This is a genomic window from Clostridium sp. (assembly GCF_047777555.1).
Taxonomy (GTDB): domain Bacteria; phylum Bacillota; class Clostridia; order Clostridiales; family Clostridiaceae; genus Clostridium_H.
This window is the reverse complement of the sequence record NZ_JBKEEV010000009.1, coordinates 18145-34184: the sequence shown is the minus strand read 5'-3', so window position 1 is coordinate 34184 and position 16040 is coordinate 18145. Positions and strand designations below refer to the sequence as shown.

The window sequence follows — 16040 nt, the reverse complement described above, 5'->3', positions numbered from 1 at the left end:
CACCTGGGAGTAAAGAACTGAAAAGGGTTGATCCTAGTAAGTTTATTCGTCATTTCGCGTTAAGAAATAGAGTATGGTAGTACTTGAACTGATTTCACATGGGTGGTTTATGCATAGCTGCGTCCTTATGGGCGGAGCTATTTTTGTTTATAACATAAATATTGCGAAGTAGAGCTTCAGGTTAGAAGTGTAGCTTAAGTTAGGTGCTAATAAACTTGCCCCAACTCGTGTGGTTATTTGTCTAATCTAAGAAAAATACGCAGCATTTTCTTAGATTATAGAGTAGATTTTTGGCAATAATTAAAATAATTACAATTTTATAGAGAGGAGATAAAGAGATGTACAAAAAGGTAGAAACTTCTACAAACTTTGTTGATATGGAAAGAAATATAGCAGAGCTTTGGAAGGAAAAGGATGTAATTCAGAAAAGTTTCGATAGAAATCAAGATGGTGAATATTTCACTTTCTATGATGGACCTCCAACAGCAAACGGTAAGCCGCATGTAGGACACGTTTTAACAAGAGTTATAAAGGATTTAATTCCAAGATATAAAGTTATGAAGGGATACAAGGTTTTAAGAAAGGCTGGTTGGGATACTCATGGACTTCCAGTAGAACTTGAAGTAGAAAAGAAACTTGGAATTTCAGGTAAACCTCAAATAGAGGAATATGGAGTTGAAAAATTTGTTAAAGAATGTAAGGACAGTGTATTTAAATACACAAGTCTTTGGAAGGATATGTCCGAAAAACTAGCTTTCTGGGTTGATATGGATAATCCTTATGTAACTTATCACAATGATTATATAGAATCCGTATGGTGGGCATTAAAACAGATGTGGGAAAAAGACCTATTATACAAAGGTCATAGAGTAACTCCATACTGCCCAAGATGCGGAACAGCACTATCTTCTCACGAGGTTGCTCAAGGATATAAGGATGTTAAGGAAGCTACTGTTTTTGCTAAGTTCAAAGTAAAAGGAGAAGAGAATAAATATATACTTGCTTGGACAACAACTCCTTGGACATTACCAAGTAACGTAGCTTTGACAATAAACAAGAACTTTGATTATGTAGAAGTATTAAATAATGGAGAATATTTAATACTTGCAAAAGAACTTGCTCCAAAGGTTTTAGTCGGAGATTATGAAATAGTTAGAGAGTTTAAAGGAGAAGAATTATTAGGAACAGAATATGAACAACTTCTTAAGTTTGTTACACCAGAGAAAAAGGCTTTCTATGTAGTACATGGAGACTATGTAACTTTAACAGATGGTACAGGAGTTGTACACACAGCACCAGCTTATGGTGAAGATGACAGTATGACAGGAAAGAAATATGATCTTCCTCTTATAAATTTAGTTGATGCAGAAGGTAAGTTTGTAGACGAAGTTGAGCCTTGGAAGGGAATGTTTGTTAAAAAGGCAGATCCTAAGATAATAGAATATCTAAAAGAAAATGGAATGCTTTATAAAACAGAGAAGTTTACTCACTCATATCCACACTGCTGGAGATGTGATACACCACTTCTTTACTATCCAAAGGACAGCTGGTTTGTAAGAATGACATCCCTTAGAGATCAGCTTTTAGAAAACAATAATAAGATAAATTGGTATCCAGACAACATTAGAACAGGAAGATTTGGTAAGTTCCTTGAAAATGTTATAGACTGGGGTATCTCAAGAGATAGATATTGGGGAACTCCTCTTCCAATTTGGGAATGTGAATGTGGTCATAGAGAATGTATAGGAAGCATTGAAGAGCTTAGAGAGAAAGGAATAAACGTTCCAGAGGATATAGAACTTCATAAGCCATATATAGATAAGGTTAAACTTACTTGTCCTCATTGCGGTAAAGAGATGACAAGAACTCATGAGGTTATAGACTGTTGGTTTGACTCTGGTTCAATGCCATTTGCACAGCATCACTATCCTTTTGAAAATAAAGAAGTATTTGAAAAAACTTTCCCAGCACAGTTTATATCAGAGGCTGTGGATCAAACAAGAGGATGGTTCTATTCACAACTTGCAATATCTACAGCATTGTTTGGTAAGAGTGACTTTGAAAACTGCATAGTTTTAGGCCACGTTTTAGATAAACATGGACTTAAAATGTCAAAGTCAAAGGGAAATGTAGTAGATCCATTTGAGGTTTTAAATAATGAAGGAGCAGATGCAACAAGATGGCACTTCTATACAGCTAGTGCGCCATGGCTTCCAACAAGATTCTCAGAGGAAGATGTAAGAGAGACACAAAGAAAGTTCTTAAGCACATTATGGAATGTATATTCTTTCTATGTACTATATGCTGAGCTTGATAAGTTTAATCCACTAGATTATAAGGATTTTGTATCAGAAAATGTAATGGATAAGTGGATAGTATCTAAGCTAAATACATTGATTAAAAATGTAGAAGAGCATTTAGATGGATATAGAATAGTTGAAGCAGCATTAGAGCTTGAAGATTTTGTTGATGAGCTTTCAAACTGGTATGTAAGACGTAACAGAGCAAGATTCTGGACTACAGAGCTTACAGATGATAAGATAGGAGCTTACACAACACTTTATAGAGTTCTTGTAACTCTTGTTCAAGTTGCAGCACCATTTGTACCATTTATGACAGAGGAAATATATCAAAACTTAGTAGTTAACTTAGATAGTAATGCAGTTGAAAGTGTTCACCTTCTAAATTGGCCAAAATATGATTTAAGCCTTGTAGATAGCAAGCTTGAAGCAGAAATGGATTTAGCTTATAAGGTAGTAAAGCTTGGACGTAGTGCTAGAAACTCAGCTAATATAAAGAACAGACAGCCTCTTGCAGAAATGCTTGTTAGCACAAAATCTCTTCCAGAATACTACGGAGATATAATAAAAGAAGAGCTTAACATTAAAGATGTTAAATTCGGTGCAGATCTTTCAAAATATGTTAATTTTGAAATCAAGCCTAATTTACCAGTGCTAGGTAAGGCTTATGGAAGATATATTCCTGCTATAAGAAAGGCAATATCTGAACAAAATCAAATGGAACTTGCTCAAGCTATAAATAACGGTAAGTCTGTATTTATAAATGTGGAAGGACTAGAAGAACAAATAGAACTTACTGCAGAAAATCTGCTTGTAACAATGCAGGGACTTGAAGGATTTGCTTTTGCAGGAGAAGGAGAAGTAGGAGTTGTTCTTGAAACTACTATTACAGAAGAGCTTAGAGAAGAAGGCTTTGTTCGTGAGATCTTAAGCAAGGTTCAAAACCTAAGAAAAGAAAGCGGTTTTGAAGTTGCAGATAGAATAAGACTCTATGTTGCAGGCAATAAGATGCTTGAAGAAGTGATTAAAAAGTTTGAAGACCATATAAAGAAAGAAACTCTTGCTACAGCAATAGCTTATAATGAAAGCAGAGAATATAATGATTTCAAGATTAACGGAGAAAATCTTGAAATAGCTGTAGAAAAAGAAGAATAGCATATGGATATTCAATTTCTAAAGAATTTTTATGATGTTGCAACTTTAAAAAGTATATCCAAGGTAGCTGGTCTTTCCCATATATCCCAATCAGCTCTTAGCCAGCGTATTTCAAAGCTTGAGCAAGAGCTGGGGATACCTCTTCTTGAGAGAAGTAACAAAGGGGTTACTCTTACAGAAGAAGGAGAGATAATATTAAGACATGTGAAAACCATAATTAGGGCTCATGATAGAATATTAGAGGATATTTCTAATATAAAGGAGCATAAAGATACTTTTGTAGTTTCATCATCTTCTTCTGAAATTGACTCTATTATTCTAGAAGCTCTGCTTGCTATAAAAGCTATAAATGATCAATGGTTTTTTAAGCTTAATAATATGCCCCAAGAGAATATTCAGGCAGAGCTAGATAGAAATCTCTCAGACATGGCTGTAACTTACGAGAGTATAGAAACAGATAACATAACTAGCTTTAAAGTAGGTACAAATGAACTAATATTTGTGGCTAATCCTAGTATAGATATTGGGGATAAGATTTCTGCCAAGGAACTCTCAAAGTATTTCTTTGTATTATTAGATGATGGACCAGATATATATTCAGCGCTTAATTACGGACTTAAGTCTAAAGGTGTTAATATAGAGGATTTGCAGCTTGTATTTACTGCTAATTCTATATGCATAGCTAAGGAGTCTGTAGAAAAGACTGATGATATAAGTCTTCTTCCTAAGAATTCTGTTAAAGAAGAAATTGAGAAGGGCACAATAAAGACTTTTGAAGTAGAAGATTTATCTTTTAAATATGATATATTCTTTTCTTATAATAAGAATAGTTATAGCAAATATAAGAAATTGATAGATATATTTAAAAGAGAAACTAAGAGAATATTAAGCAAACTTTAATGATTAAATAAAAGGACAGTGCCAATAAGGCGCTGTCCTTTTAATATGACCTTAAGAGAAGTTTTTCTGCAACTTCTTTTAAGATTGCTTTGTAGGTGTTTTCTGGAAGATTATCTATCAATTTAAATGCTTTCTTTGTGTACTTATTTGCAACATCTTTTGCATTTTCAATACCTTGGTATTTATTTACTAAGGATATAATATCCTTTATATCTTCATCTGAAAAGCTTTCTTTTCCTAAATAATGTTTGAAAGCATTTCTATTTTTCTTTGCAGCATATATAAATGGAAGAGTAAATATTCCTTGCTTTAAGTCACTTGCTGCAGGCTTTTTTATAGAATCATCAGTACCTACATAATCTAAAATATCATCTATGATTTGAAATGCCATTCCGATATTATGACCTATTTTCCAAAATTGTTTAGAAAGAGCATCACTGCATCCGCTTTCAGAAGCACCTGTGTATAGAGAAAGAGAAAATAGTTCAGCTGTTTTGCCAGAAATTCTATTTAAGTAGTCTTTTACAGATAACTTGGTATCAAACATTGAATTCAACTGATTTATTTCTCCTAAGCAAATTCTAGACATGGAGTTGCTGTCTATCTTTATACTTTGAAGACTTGAAGAAGAAGCTAAGATTTTAAAGCATGCACAAAAAAGAAAGTCTCCAATATATACTGCATAATCTTTACCATATTTTGATTGAATAGTTTCTTTGCCGCGTCTTGTTTTAGAATCATCTATAACATCATCATGAACTAAGGTTGCCATATGAAGCATTTCAATTACAGAGGCTAAAACTTTGGTTTTTTCCCCATCATAATTTCCAAAGTGAGAGGAGATTATAACAAATGCAGGTCTAAGCATTTTCCCACCAGAATGGATTAGTTCATTAATGGAGTTTTCTATTTTTTTATCTTTGCATTTTGTATTTTTTTCCATAAAAGAAATAACATTATTTAATTCATCTTTTATATCCTTATAATTGTCCCATATTTTATCCATATCATCATCCTCTACATTACTTTTTTAAATAATCATAAGGTAGAGTGAAGTTCACTCTACCTATATTAAAGCAAATTATATATTAGCATATTAATTTAAAACTATCTTATTTCACATAAGTTATTAGGAAGATGTTCTTTGATTATAAACAGGAACTCTCTTTCCAAACCACCAATTACCCAGTGTTTTACTTATCCATGGCATTACCCAGTAATCTAATCCAAAGGTTCTACCTGCTCCATTCATTAGAGCTATAGCACCAAAGAAATACCATAGTATATCCCATCCAGCCATTGCTGAAAGAATAAAGTTAGTAACCATGAATGCTGATGCAGCACTTGCTAAGAATGTAAATAAACCTGCAAGTAGAGCAAGACCTACACCTATTTCAATGCAAACAACCATTCTTTGGAACCAAACAGCGATTTCAGGGGTTGGTATCATAATCTTCATTATTGCACTATAAAAGCTTGGCATATGGCTTAATATTGGAGTTTGTGTAGCAGCAGTGCTGGCATTAGATGCAGCTTCTGATGCTCCAGAGTTAGCGGCAGTTTGAAGCCATTCAAAAGGCATTTTAATGTTTCCAGCTTTAATCCAACTATCAGAGGCAGGACCATCTAATAAAGCCTTAAATCCTTTATCAGCCCAAGTACCTTCTCCAACAAATTTCTTTAAGCCTTCCAAAAGCCAAATAACTCCCATGAACAATCTTAATGGAACAAGCCATAATCTGTTTCCTTTAGATGATAAGTGACCTCTCATTATATTTCTCTTATCTTCTATTGAGAAGAATTCGTGAATTAGGTAATGATAACAAGCATTGATTCCATTTACTCCCCAAAGATAGTGAAGGTTAACTAAGTGCTTCATAAGCATAGCAAAGAATCCAGATAATTTCATTCCAGAAAGATTGGCTACGCAGTATCTTCCCCCAATTGAAACCATAAATCCATGATAGTTTGATTTAAATTTAGTCATTTCTGATTTTTCTATAGAGGCAATTATATTTTTTACTATTGTATCTCCAGTTTGAAGAGCTGCTTCAACTATTTGAGGAGTTCCGCGTCCTGGTTCTTCTTCGTAATAAGTTATGTCACCAACTACAAAAACATCTTTCTTGTCAACTGCTTGCATATATTCATTTGAAAGAAGTCTTCCAGCTCTTCCATTTTGTAGTCCATATTCTTTAGATTCTTGATTAGCTTGTATACCACAAGTCCAGATAAGTGTTTGAGTTTTAATTTCTTTTCCACTCTTTAGCTTTACGCTGTTTTTAGTAACTTCTACAATAGGAGAATCTTTTAATATCTCCACGCCGTGCTTTTGCATATATTTTTCTGCTTTATCCGCTTGACCTCTATCAAGCATATTTAAGATAGTAGACATTGCTTCTACTACTAATAATTTTACCTCTTTTTCATCTACATTATACTCTCTAGCTAGTCTACTTTTCCATTCAAGGAGTTCTCCAGCCATTTCAATTCCAGTAAATCCAGAACCAGCTACTACAAAAGTAAGCATTTCTTTTCTCTTTTTTTCATTTCTTTCTTTTGCGGCTAAAGAGAACATGGTTTGAATGTGCTCTCTTATTTTTATTGCATCTTCAAAAGACCAAAGGGTAAAACCGTTTTCTTTTACACCTGGTACGCCAAAGAAAGCAGGTTCAGAACCTGTACCTATAACTAAATAGTCATACTCGTATTTGCCGTAGGAAGTTGTTACTACCTTTTTATCAGTGTCTACTTTCTCAATATAGTCTGTAACCACATTAACTTTAGTTCTACCGAATATTTTGCTTAACTCAATTTGAACGGATTCAGGATGAACTCTTCCACCAGCTACTTCATGAAGCTCTGTCATTAAAGTATGGAAATGATTTTTATCGATTAGTGTAATTTCTACAGAATCATTTTTTTTATATTTTTTCGCAAGCTTTTTAGCTACATGAACTCCACCATAGCCGGCACCTAAGATTAATATCTTTGTATTTGCTGACATTTAATCACCTCTTTAATTATATAGTAACCTTAATAAAATAATAACAAAGAATAAAAACTATGATAAAATTTATTATCTGAATAGAATTTTATATTTAAATTAACAATATGTCCATATGTATAATAAGGAAAACTTATATGCAAAAAACATATTTGAAGTCATGAAACCCTTGAAAATGCTCAAAGTAGAGAAAAAAGTTATTAAATTTGATATAAGTAAGTCTAATATAACATTAGAAATTCAAATATCCAAATATAAAGGAAGTATAGTATAATTAAATTGCAAAAAAGAGCTGGCTAGATTAAAAAAGATTCAAAAAATTGTTTGACATTTCACAAACAAACTAAATTAACCAATAGGGGGATTAATAAATGAAGAAAAGATGGTTATCTGTAATACTTGCTAGTACTGTTATAAGTGCAGGATTACTTGCTGGATGTGGTTCTAAAGAAGAAGCTGCTAAAACAAATAATACTCAAAATCAAACTCAAACTGAAGAAACTGCAAAAACTGAATCAGCTTTAAAAGACGGAACATACAAGGCAGAAGCTAAAGATTTTGATGATAAGGGCTGGAAGCCATTTGTTGAAGTAGAAATTAAGGACGGAAAAATTGCTACAGTTAACTTCGATTATACAAACAAAGATGGAAAGTTCAAATCAGAAGATGCTGAATACAATCAAAAAATGGAAGCAAAAGTAAAGACAGGCCCAGCTAAATACACTAAAGAATTAGAAGATTCATTAGTTGAAAAACAAGATCCAGAAGCTGTAGATACTGTAGCAGGTGCAACTCATTCTGTAGCTAACTTTAAGACACTTGCTGGAAAAGCACTTGAAAATGCAAAAAATGGAGATACAGCAGTAGCAACTGTTGATATGGCTGAATAATTACTAGACAATTAATTTAAATTTGATATAATTAATTAGAATTTGACCTTAGGCTTGACATACAAAGTCTAAGGTTTTTTTCCTTAATTCATATGAAGGAGGACTTTTTTAATGAACAATATAAAAAAGGTACTGCTAGTATTAACCATGTTTATATCCACTATAAGTATGGTTGCCTGCACAAAAAATAATTCAAGTGAGCCTATAAGCAGAACTAACCTTTTTATGGGTACAGTAGTTAAAATCTCTCTATATGATAAAAAAGACCAAAATATAATTTCTAAAGGGTTTGACAGAATTGAGCAGATCGAAAGTGAAGTAAGCATAAATGAACAAGGGACGGAATTAGATAAGGTGAATCAAGCTGCTGGAAAGACACCAGTAAAGGTAAAGGATGACACATTGGCAATAACCAAAAAGGGATTAGAATATTCTGAGTTGGCAAAAGGTAGCTTTGATATAACGGTAGGTCCTATAGTAAAGCTTTGGAGCATAGGGCTTCCAGAAGCGAAAGTTCCAACTCAATCAGAAATAGATGAAAAACTTAAATTGGTAGGATATAAAGATTTACAATTAAACGAGAAGGACAAGACTATATTTTTAAAGAAAAAGGGAATGATTATTGATCTTGGTGCCATAGCAAAGGGATATACAGCAGATGCTGTTGCAGAAGTTTTAAAAAACGAAGGTGTAAAAAGTGCAATTATAGATTTAGGAGGAAATGTATTTGCTTTAGGCACAAAGCCAGATGGGGACTTGTGGAAAATAGGAATTCAAAATCCATTTCAGTCAAGAGGAGAAATTGTTGGAACAATATATGTAGAAAATAAATCTATAGTTACATCAGGTATATATGAAAGATTTATAGAAAAGGATGGTAAAAAGTATCACCATATTTTAAATCCTTTTACTGGATACCCTTATGATAATGAAATAGCAGGAGTAACTATAGTAAGTGACAAATCCATAGATGGGGATGCGCTTTCAACTTCTGTATTTTCAAAAGGCTTAAAAGGCGGAATGGATTTTATTGAAAGCATTAAAGATGTAGATGCTATATTTATTACTAAAGATAAGAAAGTTTATGTAACTAAAGGTATAAAAGATAATTTTAAAATTACCAATGATGATTTTACTCTTATGAACTAGAGGGTGATAAAAATGATGCTGCGTGCTTTTTTTCAATATGTTGAAATACAAACTAAGGTTGCAAGTGTTATACCATTTATCCTTGGAACACTTTATACTTTATATAGATATGATAGCTTTAGTTTAAAAAATTTCATAATTATGTTTATATCATTGATAACCTTTGATATGGCCACAACAGCAATCAATAATTATTGTGATTATAGGAAGGCACATGCTAATGGAGGTTATAATTACGAAGTTAAAAATGCTATTGAAAAATATAATATGAAAAAATCTACAGCTCTAGGTATAATATTTATCTTACTTAGTATTGCTACAATATTTGGCGTACTTCTTGCGCTAAATACAAATTTGGTTGTACTTTTGGTAGGAGCAGTATGCTTCGTAGCAGGAATTCTTTATACATTTGGACCTATTCCAATTTCCCGTATGCCTTTAGGAGAGATTTTTTCAGGCATATTTATGGGATTTATAATTACATTTTTGGCAATATATATACATGTGCACGATGCAGGAATACTATCATTGGCATATAATAATAACATTTTAGGCATCAGCATGAATATAAAAGAAGTATTATGTATGTTCTTAATAAGCATACCTCTTATAAATGGAATTGCTAACATCATGCTTGCAAATAATATTTGTGATGTAGAAGAAGATATAAAAAACAAAAGATTTACTTTGCCATATTATATAGGTAGAAAAGCTACACTAAAACTATTTGAGGTTTTGTATTATATAGGATATGTGGATATAATATTATTAGTATTCTTAAAGATACTTCCTTTTACGTTATTTTTACTGCTCATTACTTTAATTCCAGTGAGAAAGAATATAAAAGTATTTCAAAGTAAGCCAAGTAAGGCAGAGACATTTGTTATATCAGTAAAAAACTTTGTGCTAATGAATATATTCTATATAATATTATTAGGAATATCTATATTTATGAAGTAATACTCCAAGGAAAATAAATAAAGCCTCCAATAAATTAACATTGGGGGCTTTATTTTGATAATTCGTTCCAGTTTTCTATAAGTTCATAAAGCTCTGTAAGAATTGATGGTTTATCTTTGCAAGATAAACCTCCTTTTAGTCTAGCTATATTTATTCCTATATTATATATTTCATCTCTTTCTACACTAAATTGAATCCTAGGAATGATTTTATTCCAAGCATTTTCAATATTATATATGTCATTTTCGACTTTTATCCAATCTTCAGATTGAACATCTGCTATAGCAGCATTTACAAAACTCATTACATCTTCAGAAGGGTTGAAAGGCTGTTTTAAATATTTCCCGCTTAGCATAACAGCTATAAATATAGCTATGGCAGCAATAGGTATTATATAGCCTAAGAACTTTTTCATATGCAAGTTTTCCTCCTTTTTATTGAATGTGATCCTCATAAAGATCAATGTAGATTGAATCTGGTGGATTATAGGTTGCTACAAAAACATCAGAGATATGTTTTACGTTATGGGCTTTTAATTGAAGATCTAACCATTTCATATCCTTGTTAACCTTCTTTAAATTTTCTTCAATAACAATTCCATCATATATTAATTCTGAACTTAAATAAGAAGGAGGAACGGTTAAGTTTAAATTTTTTGGAGTTACAGGGTCGTATTCTGGCTTTTTCAATATAGAAAGCTGACCATCTTTTTCTAATATTGCAAAAGCTACTTGAGTTAAATCAAAGACGCCTTTATCCCTTAATTGCTCAAGAAGATCGCTTAATCTATATCTTAATTTTTTCATTGATGATTCTAATATTTTTCCGTTCATAATTATTATTGTAGGCTTATCGTCTAAATACTCTGAAGCTTTTTTAGATTTTAGAGCAATAAATTGCAATATAAGAGATAAAACAGTCCAAGTAAGCAGACCAACCCAATGAGACCATACTGTACTTGTCAAGTCTGTGGTTAAAGTAGAGGCTGTAGAACCTATGGTTATTCCTAATATATAGTCAAAGAAGGTAAGCTGACTGATTTGCTGTTTACCTAAAACACGAGCAAAAATTAGCAAACTAAAAAAGCCTATTATTCCTCTAACAAGAACTATAAGAGCTTCGTTCATAGATTTCACCTCATTTATGGTTATACTTTATTAAGATTAGTATGAGGAAAAAAATAAATTTAATTCTTTTTAATACAAACTTAGTTAAAGAAGTCGTATATGTGCATAATGTTGCATATACTATCCTTATTAAGGATATAGGATTAATAACGAAAGATTAATTATATAACTTGTATTTTAAATAATTTCTATTGTATAATATGTATTAAAATATAATAAAGTAGGAGTTGGTAGAATGGCAGCTTCAATAAAAGATGTAGCTAAAGAAGCAAACGTATCCATTGCCACAGTATCGAGAGTTTTAAATAATATAGATGTAGTTAATGAGGAAACTAAGAAAAAAGTTTTGGAAGCTATAAAAAAGTTAGACTATAGACCAAATATAGTGGCAAGAAGTTTAAAAACTCAGAAAACAAAAACAATAGGTATAATAATACCGGATATCTCAAATTCCATATATCCTGAAATGGTTAGAGGAGCAGAGGATGTAGCTAATATTTATGAGTATAATATAATACTTTGTAATACAGATTTAGATCCTGAAAAAGAGCTGGAGTACTTGAGAGTTCTTGGAGAAAAGATGGTGGATGGTGTTATATATATAAGTAACTCTTTAGAATCTACAGTAATGAAGACTATAAAGGACAGTAATATGCCATTAGTATTAATTGAAACCAATGGAAGAGAGACTGAATATCCAAGTGTAGTAATAGATAATAAACAAGCTGCCATAGATGCAGTAAATTACTTAATTAAAAAGGGAAATAAAAAGATAGCCTATATAGGAACAGATGTGGATGCTGTAAATGCTAGTGCTATAAGATATTATGGATATAAAGATGCTCTTGAGGAAAACAATATTTCTTACAATGAGGATATAGTATACTTTTGCAAGTATTCATTAAAAGCAGATGATGGGTATAAGGCAATGAGTTCTATATTAAGTAAGACTAAGGATATAGATGCACTATTTTGTGCAAATGATGAACTTGCTATGGGAGCAATAAATTCTCTAAGAGATAATGGCATAAAAGTTCCAGAAGATGTTGATGTTATTGGATTTAATGATACTTATGGCGCAGGATTTTTCTATCCAAGGCTTACAACAATAGCTCAGCCATTATATGACATGGGTTCTGTAGCTACTAGAATGCTCATAAAGAAAATAAATAATGAACCTATTGATAAGAAGTTATTTGTTTTGCCATATAAATTAGTTGAAAGAGATTCTTGTAAGTAGATAAAAATGTATGTCGAAAAGGCATACATTTTTTTTCTACCCATTTATGGAATTATATGGTATAATCATAGGTGTTTAAGGTAAAAAATGTAAAAAATAAAATCAAATGTAAACTGCTAACGTAGGGAGGTGTGCCTATGGATACTGAAGAAAAGCTACTTAAGCTAGTTTCCTATCTTACGAGTGTACGAAAACTTACTCAAAAAAATGAAAAAATTTGGAGCCAAGAGCTTAAAAGAATTTCAAATAAAATGAGTACAGGAGGGTATATTCCTTCATCAATACAAGCTTTAGTTGACGAGAGTTATGTAGATAAAGATATGACGAATGTAGAAGAATGGGAAAATACAGCGCAGAACATATTATATCCTCTTGAACATAATGATGAACAAAAAGAAATTGCAAGAAAATTAGCAGAAGGCTTTGGAGTTGTAGTAGAAGGGCCCACAGGAACGGGAAAAACACATTCTATAATAAATTTAATTTGTCATCTGCTAGCTCATAATAAAAGGATTTTGGTCACAAGTGAAAGAGCTAAGCCTCTTAGAATATTGCTTGACAGAATACCAAAAGAAATAAGACCTTTATGTGCAAGTGTAATTCAAGGTGATACAGATTGTATAAAGGATCTTGATACTTCAATAGATAAGGTAACAGAAAGATTAGATACTGATTTAGAAAACTTAGATAAGGATATAAAAAACACTGTAAGAAGTTTAATGGAATGTAAAAGCAAACATCAGTTGTTAAATCAGGATTTAGAACAAGCAATGGCTATTTGGGATAAAGAGATACAATATTGCGGCAAGAAGTATAAATTATTAGGTGTAAAGGTTTGGCTTGAAGAAAATGAAAGTCAATACTCCTGGATAGAAGATAATATAAATTATAATGAAAAACCACTTTTAACAGATGCTAAGTTTTCCAGATTAGTTTATCTTATAAGCACTATAAACAAAGAAGAGATATATCAATTTAATGAGATGGGACCTATTCTTTATAATATACCTCCTTGCGATGAATTAGTTGCTAAAATTCAAAGAATAATGGATATACGAAGAAATTATATAGGTTATAAGAAAGCTGTAAAAAACTGGTGTATATCTTATAATTCTGACTACGATTATGATTACATTATTAGGTTGTTAGAAAGTACACAGAGATTTTTAGAAGATATAAAAGACAGTTGGATTCAAAATATTTTAGAATGTACAAAAAAAGGTGAAACAGTTAAGACGGTTCTTCAGCAAACAATATTAAAAACTAATTATTATATAAAGAAAATAGGAAGTATTGCAAAAGAAATAAGTGGTCATAGTGTTGAAATTCCTAAAGATATGGATGTTAATGTATTAGTTGATGAATTTAATGTTATATATAATCAATACGAACAAAAAGGTAGGGTAGGAAAGTTATTTAAGCTTTTCCACAGACAATGTCAAGACATTTTGGACAAGTGTCGAGTGGATGGAAAGAAAATAGAGTCTAAGGAGCAAGCTAAAATAGCTAAACTATATATAGAGCAGCGTTCTATTGAAGAGAGTCTGAGAAACCTATGGAATAACTCAATGTCTGAGTATGGAGCGGAAAAAATAGAGGGGATAAACTTAAATGTTTTAGCAAATTTAGAAGATGATATAAATAAGATAGATGTGATTATAAATTGGGATAAGAAGATTAAAGAAAGAATAATGGATTCAATGAAAAAAATTGTATTTTTGACTGAAGTGGATTGGTACAATATAGATACTTATTCCCAGTTACAATATGGGGTTTTAAGTATAAGATATATAAGCGAATATGAAAATTTGAAGAGCTATATCGGAAATATTGAAAAACTTATTTCAAATGTAGAAGGTTTTGAAGAAATAGTAGATGCCCTTCACAAGATGGATATTTTATTACTAAGACAATCATATAAGAAAATTCATAGGCTTAAGGAAATAGCGCCTAATATTAGAGAGCTGGAGTATTTACTAGAGAAAGTAAATAAAAGATGTCCTAAACTAGTACAAAGACTATTGAATGAAGAGGACAGATTAAATATGCTCACAAAATATAAAAATTTCAGTATAGCTTGGTCCTGGAGGCAGCTTTCTAATCTTTTAGAAGAGGAATTGGAAAAGTTCCAAGTTGAAAATATTAAAAAGAAAATAAGCTTAGAAGAGAAGAAAGAAGCTTGTTTAGTAAGAAGTTTGGTGGAGAAAAAAGCATGGTTTAATACCTTAAGTAAGATAGGGGAAAGTGAAAAAAGAAGTTTGTATGCTTGGAAAGAAGCGGTAAGAAGGATTGAGAATTCTTCTGGGAAAGCTAAAAGTAATTATATAAAGCTAGCTAAAAAGGAAATAGACAATTTTAAAAACTTCATGTCTGTATGGGTTATGCCTATTAATAAGGTCGTAGAAAATTTCAATCTATCCGAAGAACCATTTGATGTAGTGATAATAGAAGATGGCAATGAAAGCAATATTTTTGCTATATCAGCATTGATTAGAGCCAAAAAGGCAGTAATAGTTGGAGATCATAGGCAAATGAATCGTGAATCCTCAGAAAATAGTAGAAAAGAAGTTCAACAGCTTATAGATAAATATTTAAATGGAATACCTCATTCAGAGTGGTTTGATATATGGACAAGCATTCACAGTACAGCATTTAGAGTATTTCCATCAAGAGTTGTATTAAGAAGAAACTTCAGATCTTTGCCAGAGATAGTAGGGTTTAGTAATAAGGTTTATTATTCAGATCAAGTCTTATCCCCAATAAACTTTTTTAAAAATGAACTTTTAGGAGGTGCAGTTAAGACTGTAAAAGTTGAAGGGGAGAGGGATAAGATAAAAAATATAAATATAAAAGAGGCTGAAAGCCTGGTAGATAAAATAGAAGAATGCTGCAAGGATCCAAAATATAATGGCATGACCATGGGAGTGATTTCCCTTTTAGGAGATGCTCAAAGTGAGTTAATAAAGAATTTAATAGAGCAGAGAATCAGTGAAAAGGAAATTATAAGTAGAAAAATTATTTGCGGCAGCCCTTATTTATTTCAGGGAGATGAAAGGGATGTAATTTTTTTATCTATGGTTATTGCAAACAATGTTAAATTTGCAGCTTTAACTAAGGAAGGAGATGTAAGAAGGTTTAGTTTAGCAGCAAGCAGAGCAAGAAAGCAAATGTGGTTATTCCATTCTGTTGATTTAGAGGATTTAAAACAGGATTGTATAAGAGCTAAACTATTAAAATACTGTATGAAGTTTAATCAAAAAGAGGATAAGTTAATAAAGAATAACGTATACAAAATTGCGTAAAAATATTTTC

At 31.6% G+C, this 16040-nt stretch carries 11 protein-coding genes and 1 other annotated feature (1 of these 12 running past the window's edge); of the genes, 7 read left to right on the top strand and 4 right to left on the bottom strand.

The features are described from left to right. Positions 1–130: a binding site (T-box leader), on the top strand; it begins 91 nt to the left of the window's first position. A gap of 208 nt (positions 131–338) precedes the next feature. Then, positions 339–3455 carry an isoleucine--tRNA ligase gene (gene ileS, locus ACFWTK_RS11695; protein ID WP_415876156.1) on the top strand — a complete coding sequence of 1039 codons (3117 nt, stop codon included), beginning with the start codon at positions 339–341 and terminating at the stop codon, positions 3453–3455. A gap of 3 nt (positions 3456–3458) precedes the next feature. Next, positions 3459–4355 (top strand): LysR family transcriptional regulator, encoded by an 897-nt coding sequence (locus tag ACFWTK_RS11690; protein WP_415876155.1) that lies wholly within the window; start codon positions 3459–3461, stop codon positions 4353–4355. A gap of 40 nt (positions 4356–4395) precedes the next feature. Here the strand turns inward: ACFWTK_RS11690 and ACFWTK_RS11685 are convergent, their stop codons facing one another. Beyond that, positions 4396–5361, bottom strand: coding sequence for a polyprenyl synthetase family protein (locus tag ACFWTK_RS11685; RefSeq protein WP_415876154.1), 966 nt, complete (start codon positions 5359–5361; stop codon positions 4396–4398). A gap of 123 nt (positions 5362–5484) precedes the next feature. Beyond that, the gene (locus tag ACFWTK_RS11680) at positions 5485–7362 is read right to left on the bottom strand and encodes an FAD-dependent oxidoreductase (protein ID WP_415876153.1); all 1878 of its coding nucleotides are present in this window, start codon (positions 7360–7362) and stop codon (positions 5485–5487) included. A 371-nt stretch (positions 7363–7733) separates the two neighbouring features. Here ACFWTK_RS11680 and ACFWTK_RS11675 point away from each other — a divergent pair, with 371 nt between their 5' ends. The 3 genes from ACFWTK_RS11675 to menA all read left to right on the top strand — a co-directional run bounded on the left by ACFWTK_RS11675 (position 7734) and on the right by menA (position 10361). Beyond that, a complete protein-coding gene (locus ACFWTK_RS11675) occupies positions 7734–8252 on the top strand; it encodes an FMN-binding protein (protein ID WP_415876152.1) in 519 nt (172 codons plus the stop codon). Positions 8253–8363: 111 nt separating this feature from the next. Beyond that, on the top strand, positions 8364–9401 hold the full coding sequence (locus tag ACFWTK_RS11670) for an FAD:protein FMN transferase (RefSeq protein WP_415876151.1): 1038 nt from the start codon (positions 8364–8366) through the stop codon (positions 9399–9401). Positions 9402–9413: 12 nt separating this feature from the next. Further along, positions 9414–10361: a 1,4-dihydroxy-2-naphthoate polyprenyltransferase gene (gene menA / locus ACFWTK_RS11665; protein WP_415876150.1), complete on the top strand. Its 948-nt coding sequence runs from the start codon at positions 9414–9416 to the stop codon at positions 10359–10361. Positions 10362–10410: 49 nt separating this feature from the next. Here the strand turns inward: menA and ACFWTK_RS11660 are convergent, their stop codons facing one another. Together ACFWTK_RS11660 and ACFWTK_RS11655 are read right to left on the bottom strand one after the other, a co-directional pair. Further along, complete coding sequence (locus ACFWTK_RS11660) at positions 10411–10776, bottom strand: DUF4363 family protein (RefSeq protein ID WP_415876149.1); 366 nt, start codon at positions 10774–10776, stop codon at positions 10411–10413. Between the two features lie 19 nt (positions 10777–10795). Next, on the bottom strand, positions 10796–11488 hold the full coding sequence (locus ACFWTK_RS11655; RefSeq protein ID WP_415876148.1) for a DUF421 domain-containing protein: 693 nt from the start codon (positions 11486–11488) through the stop codon (positions 10796–10798). A gap of 235 nt (positions 11489–11723) precedes the next feature. Here ACFWTK_RS11655 and ACFWTK_RS11650 point away from each other — a divergent pair, with 235 nt between their 5' ends. Together ACFWTK_RS11650 and ACFWTK_RS11645 are read left to right on the top strand one after the other, a co-directional pair. Next, a complete protein-coding gene (locus ACFWTK_RS11650) occupies positions 11724–12728 on the top strand; it encodes a LacI family DNA-binding transcriptional regulator (protein WP_415876147.1) in 1005 nt (334 codons plus the stop codon). Positions 12729–12865: 137 nt separating this feature from the next. Further along, positions 12866–16030 (top strand): AAA domain-containing protein, encoded by a 3165-nt coding sequence (locus ACFWTK_RS11645; RefSeq protein WP_415876146.1) that lies wholly within the window; start codon positions 12866–12868, stop codon positions 16028–16030. Positions 16031–16040 lie beyond the last annotated feature (10 nt).

Coding starts and splice junctions, on each gene's coding strand:
- ileS (WP_415876156.1), top strand. CDS start 339: ATGTACAAAAAGGTAGAAACTTCTACAAACTTTGTTGATATGGAAAGA.
- ACFWTK_RS11645 (WP_415876146.1), top strand. CDS start 12,866: ATGGATACTGAAGAAAAGCTACTTAAGCTAGTTTCCTATCTTACGAGT.
- menA (WP_415876150.1), top strand. CDS start 9,414: ATGATGCTGCGTGCTTTTTTTCAATATGTTGAAATACAAACTAAGGTT.
- ACFWTK_RS11685 (WP_415876154.1), bottom strand. CDS start 5,361: ATGGATAAAATATGGGACAATTATAAGGATATAAAAGATGAATTAAAT.
- ACFWTK_RS11675 (WP_415876152.1), top strand. CDS start 7,734: ATGAAGAAAAGATGGTTATCTGTAATACTTGCTAGTACTGTTATAAGT.
- ACFWTK_RS11660 (WP_415876149.1), bottom strand. CDS start 10,776: ATGAAAAAGTTCTTAGGCTATATAATACCTATTGCTGCCATAGCTATA.
- ACFWTK_RS11690 (WP_415876155.1), top strand. CDS start 3,459: ATGGATATTCAATTTCTAAAGAATTTTTATGATGTTGCAACTTTAAAA.
- ACFWTK_RS11650 (WP_415876147.1), top strand. CDS start 11,724: ATGGCAGCTTCAATAAAAGATGTAGCTAAAGAAGCAAACGTATCCATT.
- ACFWTK_RS11670 (WP_415876151.1), top strand. CDS start 8,364: ATGAACAATATAAAAAAGGTACTGCTAGTATTAACCATGTTTATATCC.
- ACFWTK_RS11680 (WP_415876153.1), bottom strand. CDS start 7,362: ATGTCAGCAAATACAAAGATATTAATCTTAGGTGCCGGCTATGGTGGA.
- ACFWTK_RS11655 (WP_415876148.1), bottom strand. CDS start 11,488: ATGAACGAAGCTCTTATAGTTCTTGTTAGAGGAATAATAGGCTTTTTT.